Genomic DNA, 23,430 nt, shown 5'->3' on the forward strand with positions numbered 1-23,430 from the left:
ATGAAAATCTATACTTTTATACTAGTAATGTTGTCCTTTCTATTCTTTACTTCTTGTAATGATTGGTTGGATCTTCAACCTGAAGGGCAGACGACGGAAGAGCAATTGTTTAAGACGGGAGATGGATATCGAACCGTGTTGAATGGATTATACAAATCCATGGCGACTAATAATTTATATGGTGGGGAACTTAGTTTTGGTATGGTAGATTGTATCTCCCAGCAATATAATTTGGAGTTGATGGCCCGGGGATATCCGTTTACTCAAAAATATATTGCAGCCGGTGCTTTTGATTATGACGATATTTATGTCAGTCCGATGATCGAGAAAATCTGGAAATCGGCTTTTAATATGATAGCCAATGCCAATTGTTTAATACAGAATGCAGAAAAGGCTTCTCCGGAGCTGTTTTTCAAAGGGGATATAGAGCGAAAAATGATCATTGGGGAGGCATATGCCTGTAGGGCGCTTATGCATTTCGATCTGTTGCGTTTGTTTGCTCCCGCACCGATAAACGATGATAAAAAGATTTATGTTCCTTACGTGGAGAATTATCCTGATATCCATGCCGTTCGTGTGGGAGTAGAACCCTTTTTAGAAAAAGTAATTGCGGATTTGGAAAGGGCCTGCAATTTAGTGGCAGAGTACGATACTTCCGAATTGGGTAAAGGCGTTAGCGCCACGGGAGAAGCACGTTTTTACAATAAACTTGAATGGGATATGCCGGGATATGGCGATAGTTCAGTTGAGTCTTTTTTTAAGGGCCGCGGATATCGGTTGAGTTATTACGCGATTGAGGCTCTTTTGTCTCGAGTATATCAATATGCCGGTAGAGACGATGATGCTTTTAAAATGGCTGAAAAGGTGATGTCATACGAGTTAAAAACAGACTATTCTCGTTATTCTTTCTTCTCGAAGGATGATTTCAGTGGAGTGAAGGCAACAACCTCATTCGAGTCGAAAAAGAATTTGAAAATAGTTTCCAATCTGATTTTTGCTGTTTATAACGAAAAAGCTTACGAAGATTACAATATGCGTAATTGCTTCTGGAAAGGTAATAGTGCAATCTCTTGGTTAATGGTGAATCATGAGCTGCAGAAAACGTTTTATACATCTGGTGGAGAGATCAATGAATTCAATAAGGATTACCGTTCTTCGTGTATGATTTTTTATCCTCGCGGGGATAGTCGTTTTCCGGTGTCTGGCAAATGGTATATAAGTGATAATGAAGAGATACGGGATAATAATATTACGATTATGCCTATTATTCGTTCCACGGAGATGCGTTATATTATGGCTGAGTATTACGCCCGGAAAGGTAATTTCGGAGAAGCTCAGAATATTCTGAATCAAATTCGCCAAAACCGGGGATGTACGGAATCCATTACGGTAACGGATTGGAACTCTTTCGTTAAAGAGCTGATATGTGATGCCCGTAGAGAGTGGATTTCGGAAGGACAGCTTTTTTACCTCTACAAACGATTGGATGCACCTGTCGATTTTGGAAAAGGGATTGTACGTTCATTAAATAGGAATGAATATTTGCTTCCGATTCCGGATGATCAGATTTTGTAAATTTTTTAAGTATATAAACTATGAAAAATAAATTAGTTATCATATTCCTGTTTATGGCTATCGGTTTTTATGCTTGTAGCGAACGGGAAACGACACTGTTTCAGGATGGACATGAGATCTATTTTAAAAAGTTTTACGTCAATGAAATGCATCCTGGTACGGCAGAAGCAGATTCTACGGTAGTTTCGTTTTTCTTTTACCCGACCGGAACGGAGGACGTGGAGGCCGAGTTGATTGTGAATTTGTCCGGAACACTTTTAACTTCCGATATTGATTTCGGGATTAAGGTTATTCCTGAAGAGACAACGGCCCGTCCGGATGAATACGATTTAGATGAATTGTATACCTTCCATGCAAATACGGTGGGAGAAGATGCAACTGAAATTAGCGATACCATTCGGATAAAACTGCATCGCAGTACACGGTTGGATAATATGCCCGAAGGAGTGAGACTTGTGTTGGAGTTAGTTCCTAACGATAACGTTCGCTTGGGACAGGTAGAACGAATACGGGCTAAAGTGATCATAACTACCATGGCACGAAAACCGGATTGGTGGACCAAGGAGGTCGAAATTAATTTGTTGGGTGACTATACACCGAAAAAGTATAAGTTATTTTTAGACCATGCGGACAAAAAAGCCGAGATGAGTCTGGATTTAATAAAGAATAAACCGGATCAGGCTATCCGTCTGGCCATGTTGTTCAAACAATGGTTGAACGAGCAAACTCCTCCCGTAACGGAAGATGACGGAACAATAATGAAATTACCAATTTAAAAATGAATCGTATGAAAAATATTGTTTTATTAGGTTGTTCCTTGTTATTATTACTATTGACCGGTTGTTTTGAAGATAACGGAAGTTATGATTATAAGGATCTGAATGCTCCGACTTGGTTGCTGGATGTAAATTCAAGTATAATTCGGATGACATGTTACGAAAATAGACAGGCTAAATTTGCGGGACGTGATTATTTTAAATGGGAAACAGATTCTGCCCTGCATGAAGCCAATGTACGCTATGAGTGGAAATTGAGGGATAAGGTATTCGGAAAAGAGGCAGATTTTGTAATAGAGACTGATTCGTTGATGAAAATTCTTGAATTGGAAAATCCGTTTGATGAAAAGGGGCATGCGGGAACGTTCAGCATTATTGATCAAACGACGGGGATTGCTTTTATGGTAAGATTTTACCTTAAAATTAAAGCTCGTTATTCTGAAGGGAATTGGTTGGTATTGTCTGAAAAAGGAAATCAATCCAAACTCTCTTACGTGGAACGAAAGTCAAGGTATGGAGTTTCCGGGGCAATAGAAGTATTTTATGAACTTACGGATGACGTTTTTAAAACGGTAAACGAAAATGATATTCCGGGAAAGCCCGTCACTTTAGCGAAAGCAGTAGCAAAAAATGTTGGCAGTCTTGGTTCTACAACTATATTGACGGATAAGGTTGCTTATGTGATCAATAATGAAACGATGATTAAAGTGAGCGAGTTAAAGGATGAATTTCTGAATGGTACACCCGAAAATCTGCATGTAGTCGATCGGCATGATTGTGATAATTATACTTTTATTACTACCCTTGACGGGAGAATATTCCGAAGAATTATGTCTGAGAATTATTTGGGAGGAAAGTTCGTATCCGAACCTTATAGTATGGATGAAAAAGGATATCATGTACGTACCTTTGGCCATTCTGAAAGTAATATAAAGAATGTCCCTTGTTATGATGAGAAAAATAGACGAGTGTTAAGGATTACTTTTAAAAGACAAGTTATATACAATCCTGGTTATCAATTAATCACGATGAATACGATTTTGCCTGTGACAAAAGGAGTCGGGAATAAGGATAATTTTCCTCCCGTGTGGGAGATGCCGGAAGGAACGGAAGTTTTATATTTGACAAGGTATAATACAAGGGATAACAGTGGAGAATGGTATACTATTTTTTATAACGATCCTAGTGGAAACACTTATATGGGAGATTTTGCTCTTTCTCCCGAATGTGTCTGCCTGGCGTTTGACGGGACGTATGTACAACCTTTTCCCGGGGGAAATTTGGATAAGAACTCTTTGTTTCTAACCAGTGTTATTTATTCCGGACCTCAAAAAATCGTCATGTATACAAAAGGCAACGAGATTCGTTATGTAGATAGAGAGGTAAATAGGGATTATCTTTTTATACGATGTGCTTCAAAAGTGACGTATATCGGATATCCGACTCTTTATTCTACTGATTCGTATAAAAAATTTGTGGTCGGACTTGAGGACGGGACTCTTTTATTTTATGAATTTAATCCTGGAGATCGGCAAATACCACCTAAATTATTATCGAGTCTGAATGTGGGAGGAAAAATCGTATCCGCAAAAGAGTTAGGTCACACGTATAGCGGTGATGCCTATTAACTGGCTGTTCGTTTTTTAATTAAAATCTATTGTATGGAAGAATCAATTGTAAAAGTTGAAAACTTGTCCCATCGTTACACGATTCAGTGGGCGATTCGGGACATCAATTTCGAGATTACCAGGAACGGTATTTACGGTTTGCTCGGTTCCAATGGAGCCGGCAAATCCACGACTATGAATATCATGTGCGGTGTATTGCGACCTACGGAAGGTAATGTGTATATAAAGGGGGTGAGTATCCGGGAGAATCCGGTTGAGGCGAAACGACATATGGGTTTCTTGCCTCAGACCCCGCCTTTGCACCCCGATTTGACGGTAACGGAGTACCTGGAGTATTGCGCCGGTTTGCGTCACGTGCCTGACAAGGATATCTCCAAGGCGGTGAAAGAGGCGATGGGCCGCTGTGGGATCAGTCATTTCAATAAGCGATTGATTCGTAATCTCTCGGGCGGTTACCAGCAACGTGTGGGTATAGCGCAGGCAATCATTCACAATCCCGAGTTCGTAGTTTTCGACGAGCCGACGAACGGTTTGGACCCGAACCAGATCGTGGAGATCCGTCATTTGATTAAAGAGATTGCGGAGGATCGGACGGTTATCCTTTCGACGCATATCCTTTCCGAAGTTCAGGCGACTTGCGATTACATCCGAATGATTGAGCAAGGGAACCTGGTCTTTGCCGGCACGGTAGACGAGTTTGATAATTACATCATTCCTAATACCTTGGTGGTTACACTGGTAGCAGCCCCTCCTGCAGACGAGTTACGTTCGATACTTGGTGTCGGAGTCATCGAGGAGCTGGGAGGGATGAAATACCGGGTTCAATACACGGACTTTCAGGAGGTAACGGAGCGTTTGGTAGAGACAAGCGTGGCGCGTGGCTGGCGTTTGACCGAGATCTATCAAGAGAAGAGTTCCCTTGATGCTGTTTTTGCCGAATTATCCAAGAAGTAATAATTTAAAAACACGTTTAGAATGAAGACAATATTGAAAATAGCAAAGACGGAATTGCAAACGTTGTTCTATTCCCCGATCGCCTGGTTGATCCTGATCATATTCACGTTTCAATGTAGTATGACCTTTTCCGGTTTGATTGAAAATTTTGTGCGCCGCGAATCCTTGGGTTATGGAAATTGGGCGCTTACATTGGGGCTTTACGGGGGATGGAGCGGTTTATTCACGGCCGTTCAATCATATCTTTACCTTTACATCCCCTTGTTGACAATGGGTTTGATGAGCCGGGAGCTGGGAAGCGGTTCCATTAAGTTGCTTTACTCCTCGCCGGTAACGAACACGCAGATCATCATGGGAAAATACCTCTCGATGATGGTATACGCTCTTGTTTTAATCGGCGTTTTGACGGTTTACACGATTTACGCCGCTTGCGTTGTAAAGGATTTTGATTTTCCGGTAGTTCTTTCGGGGATGCTCGGTATATACCTTTTGATCTGTGCTTATGCGGCGATCGGTCTGTTTATGTCGAGTTTGACCTCTTACCAGATTGTTGCTGCTGTCGGCACCTTGGCTATCTTAGCAGCTTTGTCTTACGTGAAAGGATTGTGGCAGGAGATCGATTTCGTGCGGGATATTACTTTTTGGTTAGCTATTTCCGGACGTGCCGGGGAGTTTGTAAACGGTTTGATCTGCTCGGAAGACGTGCTTTATTTCTTGATTGTTATCGTTTTATTCCTCTCGATGTCTGTCGTTCGTTTGCAATCGCGGCGTCAGAAAGCATCTTGGATGGTAACATGGGGAAAATACGTCGGTATTTGGTGTGTGGCCATGTTTATCGGTTATCTCTCCTCCCGTCCGGCGTTGATGTCGTTTTATGATGCTACGCAGACGAAGACAAACACGTTAACCCCGAACAGCCAGAATATAGTGGCGAGGATGGACGGCAAGTTAAAAATTACCACTTACGTGAATGTTTTGGATGGTTTTGCCTGGTATGGTTTACCTTCCAGTCGGAATTGGGATTTGCAGCGTTTTAGACAATACCTTCGTTTTAAGCCGGATATGGAAATGAGATACGTTTATTATTACGATTCGGTGAATATGGAAGAATTGGACAAGAGATTTCCTAATACGACAATGGAGTGGAAGGCTAAAAAGATGATGGAAAGTTTCGGTTTGGACTCTAATAAAGTATTGAAGCCGGAACAGATTCGTGAAAAAATCGATTTGTCGGGAGAGAAAAATCGTTTTGTTCGTTTACTGGAACGAGAGAATGACCAGAAAACCTTCTTGAGGGTATTCGATGATCCTCAAGTTTTTCCCGGAGAAACGGAGATTTCAGCTGCTTTTAAACGTTTGGTGATGAAATTGCCGAAAGTGGGCTTCTTGACCGGACATGGCGAGCGTAACACCGAACGTGAAGGCGATCGTGATTACAGTAGCTTTACCCAGGATAAACCTTTTCGTTATTCTTTGATTAATCAAGGATTCGATTTTGAAAATCTCACTTTGAATAAAGAGATCCCGGAAGATATTAATATTTTGGTTGTAGCCGAGATGCGCTACCCGATGACGGAAGTAGAAAAAGTGAACTTTGACAAGTATATCGCCCGAGGCGGTAACTTGTTTATTGTCGGAGAACCGAAACGCCAGGAGGTGATGAACCCCGTAATCGAGCAATTCGGAGTGCAGTTCATGCCGGGTATTCTTGTACGCCCGACGGAAAACTTCCAGGCTGATCTTATCGTTGCTACCCCGACAAAAGAGGCTGCTGATTTCTCTTATATTTACAAACGTATGAAAGCCTGGGGATACGTGGCCACGATGCCGAGTGCCACGGGGTTAGATTATGTAACGGATAAGGGGTATACGGTAACGCCTTTATTTGTCAGCGACACGATCGATTGCTGGAACGAGTTACAGATGACGAATTTTGTTGACGACACGGTACGCTTCAATCCGGAGACAGGAGAGTTGCAAAAGACTTTCGTAACCGGTTTGGCATTGTCCCGCAAGGTGGGAGGGAAGGAACAGAAAATTATGATTTTCGGGGATGCCGATTGTGTAAGTAACGGTGAGTTCAGTCGTTCTCGTAAAGGCATCAATGCTTCTAACTACATGATTATACAGGGAGCCTTCTTTTGGCTATCGGATGAAGAGGTGCCTATCGATGTACGTCGTCCTCCTATTCCTGATAATAAAATATACGTGGGAGAAACGGGGGCTCATATTATCAAAATAATGTTTATGGGAGTATTTCCTGTCGTCTTACTTTTCTTTGCTCTATTTATCTGGATCAGGAGAAGAGGAAGATAAATGTCCGGCCTTTTTCGATCCAGAGAACGCGAGGAAGATTACAAGGGGAACGAATATGATTCGCTCCCCTTACTTGTGTGCGGAAAAGATTATTGCTGCTTTTTACGATAATCGATTGAAAAATGCTTGCTTTTCTTTTGGAAAACTTTCCGGAAAGTAATTCATATTTGCAAAAATTTAAATACTATGGCAACAGTAAAAGTTAAATTACGCAATTCAACGGTCGCGGGAAAAGCCGGAACGGTTTATTATCAATTATCCCACAGGGGGAAAAGTCAGCAAATAACAACTCGGATACATCTGTTACCTGACGAATGGAATTCGAATACCGGGCAGGTAATCTCTTCTTTTAGAAATGTGGTTCCGATACAAAAACAGATAGATAATGACCTGATATACCTGAAACATATTATCAGACTTCTCGATCGTCAGGGAAGAACATACACGGTAAGTGATATTGTCAGACGTTATAAAACCGCTAACAGTCCAGTGTCTATACTGGCTTTCATGCAAATGCAAATCGAATTTTTGCAACGTTGCAATCGGTGGGGAACGGCAAAAAATTATGAACGCACGAGGAATAGTTTTTCTTCGTTTCTTGCCGATATGGATCTGCCTTTTGTGGCTATGACCGAGGAGCTCATCGACGATTACAGTATTTTTCTTGTCAGGCGCGGGATTGTCCGTAACTCCATCTCTTTTTACATGCGTGTTTTGCGGGCGATTTATAACAAGGCGGTCCGGCAACGTATAGTCGAGCAGACCTACCCGTTTCAAAATGTCTATACTGGTGTGGACCAGACGCGTAAACGTGCGGTTGATGAACAAATCATACGCCGGCTTCATAAACTCGATCTGTCACGGAATGCAGCATTAGCATTTGCCCGTGATCTTTTTATATTTAGTTACTGTACGAGAGGTATGGCGTTTGTGGATATCGCCTACCTGCGTAAATCGGATATTCAGAACGATATGATTTGTTATACGCGACATAAGACCGGGCAACTGCTTTGTATTCGGCTTGAACCCAGTATTCGGGCTATTATCGTCCGATACGAGAAAGCGACTGAAGATTCGCCCTATGTTTTCCCGATACTGACGACGGACGATAGGTCAGTAGCTTACAGGCAATACTTGGCTGCATTAAATAATCATAATCGCCTGCTTCATAAATTGTCCGGATTATTATTGGCGGGATGTAAAATCACTTCATACACCTCCCGGCATAGTTGGGCAACTATGGCCCGCAATTGCAATGTTCCGATTTCTGTTATCAGTGCGGGATTGGGACATACGTCCGAACGAACGACTCAGATTTATTTGACAATGCTGGAAAATTCTATCATAGATTCTGTGAATCAGGAGATTATAGAGATGTTGGATCAGTAGATCTCTATGCAAGAAACATGATATATTACTCGCAAAAATAAAATATTTTCGTTATTGAATCAAAGAAATTACAGCATCTTTTAACTAAAAAAAACTATTCAATTGTGTAGAATGCTATATAATAGTATTTTATATACATAGTTAAAAAATCGAGATTTAATCATTTAATGTTAATAATAAATAAAATTTAAGATGGGATTATGAATCTGGAAAAATAAAAAATTATAAAATATATAAAAATCAAATCACGTCTTTTATTATTGTTCTAATAGTCAAATATTTAATCTACATAAAGATTTCTTGCATAGAGATCTGCAATTTATTGTAGTGTATGTTGTCGTAGATAAAATATAGATATGAGAAAATGAAGATGAAAGTCGAAATTAGAACAATTCTGTTTTTATGCATGGCACTGGGGAGTCTTTGTGCCAAAAGTCAAAATGTGGCGGTTAAAACTAATCTGCTTTATGATATTGCCGCTTATACTGTGAATGCAGGTGTGGAGATGGGACTTGCATCCCGTTGGACCTTGGATGTATCTGCCAATTACAATGGCTGGACGCTTTCGCACGAGCGAAAATGGAAACATTGGCTCCTTCAGCCGGAAGCCCGTTATTGGTTTTGTGACCGTTTTGCCGGGCATTTCGTGGGAGCGCATGCTTTGGGTGGTCAGTATAATATAGGAAGTTTGAAGAATAGTATTTCTTTTCTTGGTACTGATTTTTCGAATCTTTCCGATCGTCGTTATCAGGGATGGTTCGTCGGTGCGGGTATTGCTTACGGTTACGCGTGGATACTGGGTAAACACTGGAATTTGGAAGCGGAGTTGGGAATAGGCTACATTTACACTCGTTATGACAGTTATCCTTGCGCTACCTGCGGGAAGAAACTTGCGAAAAATAAGTCACATAATTATGTCGGTCCAACGAAGGCCGCAGTCAATCTGGTATATACGTTTTAATTCATAGGGATTATGGATGTGAAGAGAATAATGAAAATACTTTGCGGTGGCTTGTTACTCCTGCTTAGTATAATGGAAGCCGAGGCGCAAACAATTATGAATGGAAAGGTAACGGTATCGAACCTTGCTGTTTCCCGTACGGAGGACAAATTATTCGTTTCGATGGATATCGATGTTTCGGCTTTGGAATTGAAAAGTAATCGGGAGGTGGTGTTCACCCCTTCATTGGCAGGAGAGGAAGACAGTTTGCGTCTTTCTTCGGTAGTGGTCGCCGGTCGTAACCGTTACTACTATCATTTGCGTAACGGTTTTTCATCGGATGATATGACACTTTATCGTTGCGGAGAAGCTTCGGTTATCGAATACCGCACGGTGATACCCTACGAAAAGTGGATGTCCGCGGCGATACTTACGATGGAGGAGGGAGAGTGTGGATGTCAATGCGAAATATTGATGGAAAACGGCGAATTGCTTACTTCGTTAAACCTCGAGCCGGAAAAATTCAGACCGGAATTTGTCTATATACCTCCGAAGGCGGAAATTAAGATGCGGGAAGAGAAGGGTTCTGCCTATATCGATTTTCCCGTGAACCGGACGGAAATCCATGAAAATTACCGGAATAACCCGGCGGAATTACAAAAGATCAAAAGCACGATAGATGCTGTACGGAATGACCCGGATATGTGGATTACCGCTATCAATATTAAAGGGTATGCTTCGCCGGAGGGTTCCTATGCCAACAACACTCGTTTGGCCAAGGGGCGTACGGAAACGCTGATGAAATACGTACAAGGATTGTATGATTTTGCCGATACACTCTTGTCGACGGCTTATGAACCGGAGGATTGGGCGGGATTGGCCCGGTATGTGGAAGGTTCCGACTTGACCAATCGGCAAGGTATTCTGGAACTGATTCGAAGCAATATGGATGCGGATGTCAAAGAAAATAAAATCAAGTTGACTTATCCGGCGGATTATCGCTTTTTGTTGAAAAACGTCTATCCCGGTTTGCGGCATTCCGATTATACGGTGGAATATGTCGTGCGCCCGTACACGAATGTGGACGAGATAAGAAGTCTTTTGGCTACCAGTCCTCAGAAATTGAGTCTTCAGGAAATGTTCCTCGTTACGCAGGAAATGGAGCCGGGTAGTGAAGAGTTTAACGAAGTATTCGAAATTGCGGTGCGGATGTATCCTACCGATTCGACGGCAAACCTTAATGCAGCCAATACGGCGATGGCTATGGGTGATTTGAAAAAGGCAGAGCGTTATCTCCGTAAGGCAGGTAATACGGCAGAGAGTGTATATGCCCGGGGAGTTTATGCCGCACTTGCGGGCGATTACGATGCGGCAGAGAAATTTTTCGTTGAAGCCGGAGAGAAAGGTATTGTGAAGGCTGAAACTATGTTAAAACAAATCGGAAAACTGAAAAATGAATCTATTCAAAAACAACCTCAGCATGATAATAACAAAGCAAATGAAACATTGGAGTAAATTTTTAGCTGTTTTTTTCGTAGCCGGATTAATAGTTGGCTGCCACAGCGAAGAGAAAATTCCCGACGGATGGCCTGATGATGAAGGAGAGCGGGAGATGTTGTATATGAATGTGAACGTGGCATTACCGACCAAGGCATTGGCGCGCAGTACGACGGGGAATACCGGTCAGGAGGTGGGCCAGGATTATGAGAATCATGTGGCTTCCATTCTTCTGGTGTTGGCCGATACGAAAGATAAATACGTGACACATGGTATTGTAGGCGGACTTCCGGTACAACCCGGAACCCGGGCTACTATAACCGCTACTGCGGCAATCAGTAGAACAGGTATCCAAAAATTGTATGATAACAACGGAAATTTAAAGGATCCGGGCAACAATAAAGTTCACGTGTATGTATTTTGTAATCCCACGCAGGACCTGATTGACGAGCTGTCTAACATAGAAGAAGGCCATGAAGCAGATTGGACGAACAAGGTTTGCCGTGTGTTACAGAATGATATCGAGGGTAGCGACAAGAATACCACCATTTGGTCTAACGGGTTGTTTCTTATGTCTAATGCGGGAAAGACCGAGCGGTTGATTCCCAATACGTTCCAAGAGTGGGTGGAGGCATACGCTACCGAAGCGAATCCCTTCAATCTGAGCGGGGATAACGGTGGAAGTTACGATAATGCTACGAACGATAGGGGAGCGATCGATGTGGAACGTTCCGTGGCACGTTTTGATTTCAGGGACGGGAGTGGTACCGGAAAGAATACGTACAACATCGGAAGGACGCCCGAAGGAAAGGAAGACGACGGCTTGCAAGTACAGTTGATCCGCATGGGTTTGGTCAATATGAGCAAAGAGTTTTATTACTTGCGGCGTGTGTCTGCGGACGGGAAGGGAGAGAATGCGGTAATCGGCGGCAAGGAAACCGCTTCCAATTACGTTGTAGATACGGATGCAGAGTTCAAACAAAATGATTTGAACACACCTGAAGTAATCAATAAACTGAAAGATCATTTTAATTTTCGACTGTTTAACAACGATGGCCGTATTGATGCCAGTACACGCAGGCAATGGGACAATTACTGGATCGACGATGTGATCAAGGGACGTGAAGACAATGACGAAGGCTGGACGCCGGAAGCAGGAACTTCGGTCGTGAAGGACTATCGTATCTGGCGCTATGTGACGGAGAATACGATTCCGGGGAATGACGACCACCAGAAAAACGGCATTTCGACGGGGATCGTTTTTAAAGGGAAGCTACTTGCCGGAACCAATCTTGAAACGACGAATGAGCAGCTTTATAAGGCTATCCGGGGCGAATATACTTTGCCTGAAGGTATAAAGGGATACACGTATAACGTGGAAGGCAGCAATGCTGTTTACCCCATTTTGTATACTTTCCAAAATCAGATATACGTGGGGTGGAACACCGGGGTGAAGGTGGCAGCACAACAGGCGGCTCCGGGACATCCGCTCCATTCGGCAGCGAGGATCGGCGAGGAGAGCGGGCCGGATAAATTATACCAGCAGCTGATAGAGATTTGGGATGAGGGCAAAGGGGATGTGCAGAAAACGGAGGAAGCGCTTGCCGCTTTCCGTAAGGCTGCTACCGAAGCCGGTTTCACTCTTTATCAGGCAAGCAATGATGCGGAGATGGATAAAGACAATCATGCCGGAGTGGGATACTATTTCTACTATTATTACTGGAACCGTCATAATGACAATGGTTTTCCCGGTACGATGGGGACAATGGAATTCGGCGTGGTACGCAATAACGTGTATAAACTGGCAGTAACGAGTATCAGCAAGCTGGGGCATCCCCGTATTACAAGTAACGATCCCGACCCGGTGGATCCCGACGATCCGGATGAAAGCGGTGAGGTATACCTGACGGTGTCGGTGGAAGTGTTGCCTTGGACCGTACGTGTCAATAATATCGAATTTTAAAAATGAAAAGTAACAAACAGTTTATAATATCACGCTTCATCGGCATGGTGCAGAGCGTTATGTTAGCAACGGCCTTACTTTCGTGTGAACGTATTTATGAAGACCTCGAACCTTGTCCGCAGGGTGTGTCTCTGCGTTTCGTGTACGATTATAATATGGAGTATGCCAATGCGTTTCCGAAAAAGGTGGATTGTCTGACATTGCTTGTGTACGATGGGGAAGGCCGTTACGTGACGAAGCGGGTTGTGACGGGGACCGAGTTACGGGATGAAGCATTCCGGATGACCTTGGATTTGGAGGAGGGAGATTACCGTTTTGTGGCGTACGGGGGATTGGCTTGTGAGAAAAGTTCTTTTGTGATGGTAGCGGAGCCGGACAAAAGGGCTGTATATGACGATTTGCAGGCTGCTATGGACAGGGAGTGTCTCACGGTGGCCGGAAAAAAGAGGCTGCATGATATGTACTGGGGAGAATTGAGATTACGGACAGCTGACTCCTACAGGGAAGGAGTGGTGGAGATGATGAAGAACACGAATAACATCAGGATTGTTCTGCAACAGACCAATGGCGATCCGGTAAACGATGAGGATTTCGAATTCGAAATTACGGACGACAATACACTTTTCGGTGCAAATAATGATTTGATCGGCAATGGGGTAGTGAGGTATACACCCTGGGCGCAGGGACAAGCGTCAGCAGGGGAGGTGGAGAGGGGAAAAGAGGCGATAGTGGCCTACGCGGAGTTTTCGACGTCGCGGCTGATGACGAAAAACAATCCCCGGTTGGTTATCAAGAGGAAGAAGGACGGAGCGGAGATTATCGATATCCCTCTCAATAACTATCTGTTGTTATTGAAGAGTGAACTTTATGCCGAGATGGATGCACAGGAGTTTCTCGACCGAGAGAGCGAATGGTCGTTGATTTTTTTCCTTCGCTCGGATTATTCCTGGCTCAGGACTTATATCAAGGTTAATGACTGGACCGTGAGACTCAACGAAACAGAGTTATGAAAATAATAAAATTGTTGGCATATATCATACCGTTTCTCATGTGCCTTATTTTCATGGGATGCAGTCGCGAAGGAATTGAAGAGACACGGGAGGGAGAAGACACGTTGGTAAATCTGGAAATCGACGTGGCTTTATCCGGCGTACCGGTACGGATGCGAAACAGCGAACCGGCGTCGAACGAAAACGAGAAGATGAAAACGTTGCGCATCGTCGTGGTGCGTCCCGACAATACGGTGGAAGCAAACCGTTTGTTGGAACTCTCATCGGCTGTCGAGACATACGGGAACCTTTTGTTCAGGGTGGTAGGCAAAGAAACCAAACGGATCTATCTTTTTGTCAATGAAGAGACGATGATTCCAACGAAAGAGACCGGAGTATTCCGCAAATTGCTGAAGGAGGATCTTTCGGCGATTTATGTCGGGTTGCCCTTTCCGGAGAACAGGTTGGGGGGATTGACGATACAGTTAGACAATAATTCGGAGCAGATTCTCGGACCATTGCCCATGAGCGAATGCCACAGGATAGAGGTCGCGGACAGTGATGCCTATTGCAGGCTTTACGTGACGCGGGCTGCCGTTAAATTTTCTTTCCGGATAATTAATCGCACTAATAGCGATAGAGTGTTCACCGGATTGAGTATCGATAAGATGGCTCGTCGGGAGTATTACCTGCCGAAAGATACAAAATATAACGAAAACAAGGAGATTACCGAATATGCCGTTCCCACGATAGGGAGTAACGAGTATTACACGTTTGAACGGAAGGAGAATATAAAACTACCTGTTGGAGAGGAGATCACGTTGGACCCGATCTATTTGTTGGAAGGTAAATATACCGATCCGGGCGGAGATCCGAGAAATTACCGGATGTCCATCTCTTTGGACAAGGGGGCGGTGTTGAGCGATTATTTTCCCGACTTGTCATGCCTGCCGCGCAACACGCATGTGGTCGTAAAGATCATTATCAATGACAATCAGGTAAATTGGCAGGTCGATCTCGAACCCTACGGGGAGGTAGTCCTTGAACCGGATTTTGGATTGTAACAAAGGAAGTATTTAAGAATATGAAACGCAATATCTTATATGGTATTTTGTACATATTAACCATCGGACTGGCAGCTTGTACCGATGATTTGATAGGTGGAGAAGATGAATTTGTGCCGAAGGGTGAAAGTTCCTTAATGGCTACCGTGGAGTTTAAACCGCTGGCTGCGGCTTTGGCCGGGAAAGCTAAGACCGCTGGCAATACCATTAAAAGTATTGAAAATCTTTGCGTGTTATTGTATGATTTGGAAGGGAAGCTGGTGAAGCGTCACCTGCTTGTATCCGGACAATTTTCCGTACAAAACGAAAACAGGGAGGGGATCCAAATAGCTGAAACTTCTACGCCCCGGGCCGTGTTTAAATTGACGATACCTTACGGGCGCTATTATATCTATGTCGCAGCCAACATGGGGGATCTCGGCTCTTATGCAGAGAAAATCCAGACGATAGACGGCCTTAAAAGTATCTCTTTTGGTTGGCAAAGCAAGGTGGCCGAAAATAACCAGATGTTCGGTCATTTTACCGAGGAGGATGAAATTCATGATGAGGCACCCGTATTGACTGTCAACAAAAAAAATATGCGGCTGCATGCCTGGATACGCCGTGCGGCTTCGAAAGTGACGATAGCTTACGACGGTACGAACCTTGAGGAAGGGGTTTTTATCTACATTAAATCTGTGCAGATCAGAGATATTCCCGCTCGTTGTTTCCTTGGACAGAAAAATACTCCCGTTAAAACGGACGAACTTATTCGCGAAGGCGAAACGATAACATATGCCGATCCTAAGAATCAGCCTTACGACGAGACCTGGCCGGTACGTGTCACCAAGGGAAAACCGAAGCACGGAAGCGATCATTCCGAAACTGCCGATGCGCTTTTCTTTTATGAAAACATGCAGGGTGAAGGGAAAAGTAAGCGTCAGGATGCAAATGAAAAAGGGGTGATTGCCTATCCTAACGGTAACCAAGAGGGGGCTGACGGTTACAAAGATAATAAGCCTTACGGCACTTATATCGAGGTCCGGGCTTACTATCGTTCCATTAACGAGAATAGATTGGGAAACGGGGATATCGTGTATCGTTTTATGCTTGGCAAGGATGCGGATAAAGACTATGATGCGGAGCGTAACCATCATTATAAATTGACATTGAAATTCAATCATTTTGCTAATGATGTGGATTGGCATATTGATTACGAGGAGGAGATTCCGAGTATACAGGTGCCGGAGCCTTATTACATTTCCTACCTCTATAATCACTCTATGTTGTTACCCGTTAAAGTCAACGGCGGCTCTCATAAAGTGACAGGATTATCGGCAAAAATCGATACGAATGCCTGGGCTCCCTATAATGCTTCCAGCCTCGATTACTGGAGAAATATGGATCCGGAGGTTACTTCGAGTGCCCCTTTAAACCCGTGGAACGGCTTCCTGTCTCTTCGCAGGACAACGCAGACTATTCTTGACGAATCGAAAATCACATCGAACGAGGCGTATTATAAAACGACCAACCGGGGAGAACGGGATTACAAAGAGGTGACGACAGGCGAGTACGGGTCGGATACAGAGGACGGTCGGTATTACGTGGTGAAAGAACCGGAGGAAAATACGGTGACTTATCGGCTTCCCATGTATACGCGTGCCAAACAAATGATTGTTAAGACGAGTTACACGGGTAATAATCCCTATGTCGCTTACCAGCGTAAAGCGGTGGTTACGTTTACGGCAACATTGTCTAACGGACAAAAAATCGTAAAGCCCGCTACCATTATGCAGGTACGTCGTGTCGTGAATCCGAAAGGCATATGGCGTAAACACGATAACAAGCGGCCGTTCCACGTCGTGTTGAAACGACTACCGATGGAAAATGCCACGGAATTCAAAACCTTTACTTCAGAAGGAGCATGGAAGGCTTATATCGTTCGAGGTGATAAACAAACCATCACTTTAGGAAAAGATACGGTGAAGGGCAGCACGGGTACTCCCATCGATTTTCAAGTATATTTTAACGGTTGTGATGAACATGAATCCCGTTGTGCGGTGATTCGTGTGGAGTATCATAACTACAGTTGTTACCATCTGATTTTCGCCCGTCAGGGGTATGCTCCCATGGCGTTAATAGAGAACGGCAGGAAGTGGCATTCGTTTAATATGCGCACGGCCACGCGAGAAGCGGAAGCTCCCACAGAGGAAGGTTCGCTGTTTAAATTCGGTAACTGGGAGCAGCCGATCGACGCTACTAATAATAGAAACGATAAGCCGGTCTGGGTTGACGTATCAGAAGATGATTTCAAAGATCATAAGGATACCCCATTTCTAATTGCAGAAACAGGTACAACTTGTCTTTGGAGCGAAATAAAATCAGAAAATCATTTCGGGAGTTTTTCCGATCCTACTGTAAACGGGAAGAAAGTGTCCGTGGCAACTTATAAAGATTATAATGATTTATGGAGTAGCGACGACATTGAGCAAGGTTTTGGTGTACTCTACGGTGACGAAGCTACCGAGACCCTCTCTAAGATAGAGGAGGTTTATGGTTATCAGTATGATACGAATCCGAAATTCGGCATGCGCGGGGTTTTCGTGTACAACAAGTCGGAAACGTCAAAAGAGTACGGCGGCAGAAACGTGTTTTTTCCTTTGGGAGTTTCCGGGTACGGCCATCGGAAAGACGGAAAGAACGAAAATGGGAAAGTGGCGGTACTCAGATATGCTTCGGGGCGAAGAGCTCCTTTTCCCACGCCTGATAATAACCCGCTTTTCTACGATCTTTATATGCGACCGGGAGCTATTTATTGGTTAAAACAGAAAGAGAACAATGGCAGGGAAAGAGATGCTATTGCTTGGGATTTTAATTATTTTACCTTCGATTTCAATTTGATAACCAGCACTAACATTTTCACCAGTAACGAGAAGGCGAATACCAGCGATGCATGTTTTATACGTTGTGTGGAATAGGCGGGCGGAGTGTCGTTTTTGTATATGAAATAGAGAAGATATGAGAATTGCAGGCGAAATATTCGTTTTATCGCTGTTGTTTGCCGTTTGGGGAAACAGTGGGGTAGCTCAACCACGGGATACGGCGATCAGCAGTAAGACTTTAGGGGATACCTTGTTGCCTCGGGAACTTCCTCTTCCTGAAATCCCTTCGACTCTCCGGAGTGCTCCCGAAAGGGCGGCTTATGTGGTTACGCATTTCTGGGACGATATGGACTTCCGGGATACGCTATGCGCTCGTGATACGGCTTTTATGGAACAGAATTTTGTCAATTTTATCGCTTTGTTTCCTCATGCCGAATCGACTTCGTTGCAGCTGGCTGTCCGGGACCTGATGCGACGTGCCGAAGTAGATCCTGTGGCCTATACGCTTATGATGGAAATAGCTGAAAAGTATCTTTACGAGTCTGCTTCCCCGATGTTGAACGAGGAGTATTTTATCTTTTTTCTGGAGGAAATTGTGCGTACGCCTGTTTTGGGAGAATACGATAAAATGCGTCCCGTCTATTTGTTGGAAGCGGCAAAGAAAAATCGCCCCGGAATGAAGGCTGCCGATTTTACCTATTTTACCCGGGATGGGAGACGGCAGACACTCTACGCTACGAAAGGGCGGCGAATATTGTTGATCTTTTATGACCCTGATTGCGATCACTGTCAAAAAATGATGGAGAAATTACAAGGAAATGAATTTCTGCGGCAACAAATTCATGCTGAACGTTTGACGGTGCTCGCTATTTACGCGGATAATGACCGGAAGGCATGGAACCGCACGAAAAACGATTTCCCGACGGAGTGGATTGTCGGATTGGACGGAGGTGATATTCGGGAGCGGGAACTTTATGTTATGTCAGTCATGCCGACGCTTTACCTGCTCGATCGCAACAAAAAAGTGGTTTTGAAAGAGGTGCCGTTGCAGACACTGCTCGGTGTGTTAGCCGATGATTTGCATCGATAATTTTTAAAGGTATTTTAGAGGATATACGTAAACTTTTTTCAGAACGAATCTTTCTTGTCCGCTGAGGCTTTTGCTTACATAAGTCTTAGAACAAATATTTTTGATTTTCAATACGATAATAGTTGGAAGAATATATAAAGAATTATAATATATTAATATATTTTCGTTAATGCTGTTACAATTAAAATACTATTTTTGAGAAAATTAAAAATAGTTTGGTTTTATGAATTTATATAATATCAACACGGTTGCTTGCTTCGAGGCAAGAATTTTAAGACGCTCTTGGCTATTTCGTGTATTCACTCCGCTTTCATTGTTTATTGTTGCTTGCTTTCAATTAGTGGTACAAGGAAATTTACTACCTTGGAGTTCTTGGAATTTTATCGCTTTGTCTTCCTATATGCCTTATCTGAATGCAAGTATTGTGAGTGTGCCTTTGGTCATCATGGTCGTTTTGCTGGCAAAAGATTTTTGGAGTGGCAGTAAATGGGATACGATGGAGATGGTGTATGTTCGTCCGATGAGTAATGCCGATTTCATTATCGGTAAGGCATGGGGAAATATTCGGGTGTTTATGGGGGTGGCTTTGATCTCCTTGGTGATAGGTGCTATGATCAATCTTTTTCTTAGTGATGCCCCGTTTAGCGGTTTTCTTTATCTTTTTTATTGGATTGTTTTTTTGTTGCCCTCTTTGGTATTTATTTTAGGGTTAACTTTTTTTATCGCAAGTCTGATTCATAACCGGGCATTGACGATACTGTTTTTATTGGGATTCGTATTTTTGACTCTCTATTTTTTAGATACTAAGGGACACGGTATTTTCGACTTTTTAGCTTCCACGATTCCTAATACCTATTCCGACATAACAGGTTATCCGAATTTAGGTTTTGTTCTATTACAGCGATTGGGGTGGCTTTTGCTGGGATTTGGTTTAATCGGCTATTCGATTACTTTTTTGAGGCGTATTCCGAATCGTCCCGGAAGTCGAATGGTTCAATTCAAATTTTCTACCTTGTTCGTGATCGGGGGTATCTTATGTGGTTGTATGTTATACTTATCCTTTTATCAAGTTGAAACTCATCGTGCGAAATACATAGCGAGTTACGATAGATATAGCTTAAAAGATAAATTGACATTGGATCGACAGACGATTACTTATCGGCAGACGGGTGGAAAAATAGAGGTAAATACTTCTTTACAGCTTGTAAATACTCATGATAGGGAGGTGAATTCGGTCATTTTGTATCTGAATCCCGGCCTGCAAGTGAAGCGTTTGTTGAAAGGTGATCAGGAGTTGGCCTATCTTCGAGATAATCAGGTGATTGAGATAAAAGAGAATGTGCCGTCCGGGGATACGCTTGTGCTTGTGTTGGAATACGCGGGGCGCATCGATGAGAACGTCTGTTATCTGAATCAACCGGAAAAAGATATATTCGATAGTCAAACGATTGGTTATTCTTTTTTCCGAAACGGGAAGCGATATGCTATCGTAGGGAAGGAGTATACGTTATTGACACCGGAATGCCTCTGGTACCCGGTAAGCGAACCTCCTGCGAATCCGAAAAACCGGTACGATGTTCGGATGAATTTTACTTCATATCGTTTGAAGGTTGTAGATACCGGGGATAGGACGGTTTTATCACAAGGCGAATCGAGCCGTAACGGAGAAATCACGGAATTCAAGCCTGAATATCCTCTACCGGGAATTTCATTGTGTATCGGTTCTTACAAGAAGTACTCCGTAAACGTGGATTCGGTATCCTTTGAACTGTATCTTGTTGAAGGACATGACGATTTTATGCGATACCTGACTCATATAAAAGACTCGATGGAAATGTTCGTATCGAACACAAAGGGGATATTGGAGGGTATGAAAGGACGAGATTATCCGTATCGTCGTTTTATGCTAATAGAAACTCCGGCTTCCTTTGCCTCCTATTATTGTTTCGAGCGGGGAGGAAGTGAACGTTTACAACCGGAGATGGCATTGATACCGGAACGGGGAATCGGTTTTTGGACTATGAATTTTAAAATATCTCAGCAATACATGAAGCAAATATACGGGAAGGAGACTTCTCCGATAGAGACAGAGCAGAAGATGTTGGATCAGTTTATTCAGTCCGTGTTTTTTAATGAATATGCTGCCGGGAATGAAAATGTATCCGTTGGAATCTTTTCAAGCAACGCATCTACGGATTTTGCTTTAACCGGTAATCAGTTTGATATTTCGCCGTTGTTTTTTAATTACACGGGTCAATTGGACGTACCTGATTACCCTGTTATGAATGTGGTATTGACTGATTTGATGAAACGGCAGGATGGTAAGGAAAAAGGGCAAACAAGTAATTGGGCGACGTATAGCAGCTCTCAAAAAAAGGCTATACGTTACCTGAAAGATCATAGTCTTAAAGAGGCATTGGAAGCTTCCGAACTCTCTTCGGATGTGTTGTACCAGATCGTAAAATTAAAATCGTTGATGTTAAAAGAGCAGTATTTTATGCCGACGATACCTGCTGCCGATTTTAGGAAGTTTATTAATAATTATTTGTATGAACACCGGAATGCTCAAATAGATTTTGTCGCTTTTGATGAGGAGTTTGTAAAACGTTTCGGAGTAAGTTGGTTGGAGGTTTTACCGGAATGGTATATGACCAAGGGAATTCCTGCCTATCTGATTCAAGATTATCTTGTCGAGGAAGTGGAAGAGGAGGGAAATAATTTGGACGGAAGAATGGGAAAACGGTATCGTCTTCAAATAAGTGTGTATAATGATTCGGATATTGCCGGAGTGGTGACATTCGGTTATACGCAAATAGCTACGATTTCGAATGCCTTCGGGAATATAAGTGTTACGAGTAATATGACTTCCGGTCGTTCTGAGAATATTTTGATCGGTCCGAGGGAAGCGAAGAGAATTGTCATAATGTGTGACGGTGAATTTGTCAACGCAACGCTGAATACGAATCTTTCTTCCAATCTTCCTATTGCTATTAATTATTATTTGGATGGAAAATTGGGAAAAACAAGGGAAACTACTACGGGCGTGACGGATATCGATGCTGCCGTTTTCTTTCCCAAAGAGGGAGAACAGATCGTAGACAATGAGTCGGAAGGATTTAAAGTTATGACCTCTTCTTCCGGTAATAAAATGCGTAAATGGATGAAAGCGAACGAAACGACGGAATACAAAGATTTTTATACGATGACTGCTTCCGAGGAGTGGTCACCGGTCGTGTCGGATGAGTTTTACGGGGGACACATACGTAGCGGGTGGATGAAAAAGGGGGGAGACGGTAGTGCTAAGGTCGGGTGGTCGACCCGGTTGGATAAAGCCGGTTATTACGAACTTTCGGTCTTTATACCGAATAGCTTGGAGTTATATCGGATAGCCGTAAACGGTAAGGGAGAGGTGATACAAAATGCGAATGCAGTAAAGCAGTATTATACGGTATACCATAACGGGGAAGAAACGGAGGAAGAGGTCGAGATCCCTTTATCGGAAAGAGGGTGGTTATCATTAGGACGTTTTTATTTCTCACCGGGTGAAGCTACAATTGTACTTAACGATAAAGGAAGTGTTGCCAATCAGACCATATACGCGGATGCGGTGAAATGGGTTTTTGATGGTGAAAAGTAATATTTAGGTATGGATATAAGTGTGGTTCTATCGGTCGTGATTGCAATATGTACGGCCTTGTATACCGTAATCAACCTGATGATGTGGTTTGAAAGCCGGGCTACCCGTAAGCAAAAGATAACACCTTTTATTGTGGCTTATCTTCAATCGACGGATTCCCATATGGTTGAGGTATTGCATATAAAGAATATAGGGGAGGGGTATGCAAAAGAGGTTCGGTTTAAAGTATTGAAAGATTATAAAAGATTAGGAGAAGAGTCTCTGTTACTTTCTGAATGCGGAGCCATCAAAAGGGGCGTTTCCTCTTTTCCTCCACAATATGAAGTAACCTATTATATTGAAAGCTGGGGAGATATCGGCGAGAGAAATATAGAAGATGTAATCGAATTGGAAATTTCTTACAAAAGGATGGATGGAAAAAAAATCATCAATAAGTATACTTTGCCACTAAATGAACTGACCGATCAGAATTATAGTAATCCTCCCGAAACTTATATCGGCCAGATTCCGCATTATTTACAGGAGCTTAATAAGACTTTAAAGAACTATTTGGAAAAAACATGATGACTTTGATTGCTTTTTGTTGGATAAAGGTAACTTATTGTCGGGTTACGGTCAATATGAAATAGAGAATGGTAAGAACCTACACAGCTATTATTGTGAAGTTATGCAATGGGGCTACCGAAGAGAGGCAAAGTATTCTTTTTAATTTAGGCGATTCTCTGGACTGTATTTGTATGGTATTTTTTTC

15 protein-coding genes are annotated in these 23,430 nt (G+C 43.0%); all 15 read left to right on the forward strand.

The annotated features are described in order from the left end of the window. The gene (locus QZR76_RS00505; RefSeq protein ID WP_294139428.1) at positions 1 to 1,575 is read left to right on the forward strand and encodes a RagB/SusD family nutrient uptake outer membrane protein; all 1,575 of its coding nucleotides are present in this window, start codon (positions 1 to 3) and stop codon (positions 1,573 to 1,575) included. A 20-nt stretch (positions 1,576 to 1,595) separates the two neighbouring features. Then, a complete protein-coding gene (locus tag QZR76_RS00510) occupies positions 1,596 to 2,351 on the forward strand; it encodes a DUF4843 domain-containing protein (RefSeq protein ID WP_294139429.1) in 756 nt (251 codons plus the stop codon). An 11-nt stretch (positions 2,352 to 2,362) separates the two neighbouring features. Beyond that, entirely contained in the window at positions 2,363 to 3,979 is a 1,617-nt protein-coding gene (locus QZR76_RS00515; RefSeq protein ID WP_294139430.1) for a PKD-like family lipoprotein, read from the forward strand. 33 nt (positions 3,980 to 4,012) lie between these two features. Continuing rightward, entirely contained in the window at positions 4,013 to 4,933 is a 921-nt protein-coding gene (locus QZR76_RS00520; RefSeq protein WP_294139431.1) for an ABC transporter ATP-binding protein, read from the forward strand. Positions 4,934 to 4,954: 21 nt separating this feature from the next. Further along, complete coding sequence (locus QZR76_RS00525) at positions 4,955 to 7,249, forward strand: Gldg family protein (protein WP_294139432.1); 2,295 nt, start codon at positions 4,955 to 4,957, stop codon at positions 7,247 to 7,249. A 186-nt stretch (positions 7,250 to 7,435) separates the two neighbouring features. Continuing rightward, positions 7,436 to 8,638 carry a site-specific integrase gene (locus QZR76_RS00530; RefSeq protein ID WP_294139433.1) on the forward strand — a complete coding sequence of 401 codons (1,203 nt, stop codon included), beginning with the start codon at positions 7,436 to 7,438 and terminating at the stop codon, positions 8,636 to 8,638. 370 nt (positions 8,639 to 9,008) lie between these two features. Beyond that, positions 9,009 to 9,599 (forward strand): DUF3575 domain-containing protein, encoded by a 591-nt coding sequence (locus QZR76_RS00535; protein WP_294139599.1) that lies wholly within the window; start codon positions 9,009 to 9,011, stop codon positions 9,597 to 9,599. 12 nt (positions 9,600 to 9,611) lie between these two features. Further along, a complete protein-coding gene (locus QZR76_RS00540; protein ID WP_294139434.1) occupies positions 9,612 to 11,093 on the forward strand; it encodes a DUF3868 domain-containing protein in 1,482 nt (493 codons plus the stop codon). Further along, positions 11,059 to 13,038: an Mfa1 family fimbria major subunit gene (locus QZR76_RS00545; RefSeq protein WP_294139435.1), complete on the forward strand. Its 1,980-nt coding sequence runs from the start codon at positions 11,059 to 11,061 to the stop codon at positions 13,036 to 13,038. Before QZR76_RS00540 ends, QZR76_RS00545 begins: the two co-directional genes overlap by 35 nt. Before the next feature lie 2 nt (positions 13,039 to 13,040). Further along, on the forward strand, positions 13,041 to 14,048 hold the full coding sequence (locus QZR76_RS00550) for a FimB/Mfa2 family fimbrial subunit (protein WP_294139436.1): 1,008 nt from the start codon (positions 13,041 to 13,043) through the stop codon (positions 14,046 to 14,048). Then, positions 14,045 to 15,091 (forward strand): hypothetical protein, encoded by a 1,047-nt coding sequence (locus tag QZR76_RS00555; RefSeq protein ID WP_294139437.1) that lies wholly within the window; start codon positions 14,045 to 14,047, stop codon positions 15,089 to 15,091. Before QZR76_RS00550 ends, QZR76_RS00555 begins: the two co-directional genes overlap by 4 nt. Before the next feature lie 20 nt (positions 15,092 to 15,111). Further along, the gene (locus QZR76_RS00560) at positions 15,112 to 18,048 is read left to right on the forward strand and encodes a DUF4906 domain-containing protein (RefSeq protein ID WP_294139438.1); all 2,937 of its coding nucleotides are present in this window, start codon (positions 15,112 to 15,114) and stop codon (positions 18,046 to 18,048) included. Positions 18,049 to 18,088: 40 nt separating this feature from the next. After that, positions 18,089 to 19,042 carry a DUF5106 domain-containing protein gene (locus QZR76_RS00565; RefSeq protein WP_294139439.1) on the forward strand — a complete coding sequence of 318 codons (954 nt, stop codon included), beginning with the start codon at positions 18,089 to 18,091 and terminating at the stop codon, positions 19,040 to 19,042. Positions 19,043 to 19,265: 223 nt separating this feature from the next. Then, positions 19,266 to 22,679 (forward strand): hypothetical protein, encoded by a 3,414-nt coding sequence (locus QZR76_RS00570; RefSeq protein WP_294139440.1) that lies wholly within the window; start codon positions 19,266 to 19,268, stop codon positions 22,677 to 22,679. A 9-nt stretch (positions 22,680 to 22,688) separates the two neighbouring features. After that, on the forward strand, positions 22,689 to 23,243 hold the full coding sequence (locus tag QZR76_RS00575) for a hypothetical protein (protein WP_294139441.1): 555 nt from the start codon (positions 22,689 to 22,691) through the stop codon (positions 23,241 to 23,243). Positions 23,244 to 23,430: the final 187 nt, after the last annotated feature.

The sequence above is a fragment of the uncultured Sanguibacteroides sp. genome, from assembly GCF_900543425.1.
GTDB lineage: Bacteria > Bacteroidota > Bacteroidia > Bacteroidales > Marinifilaceae > Gabonibacter.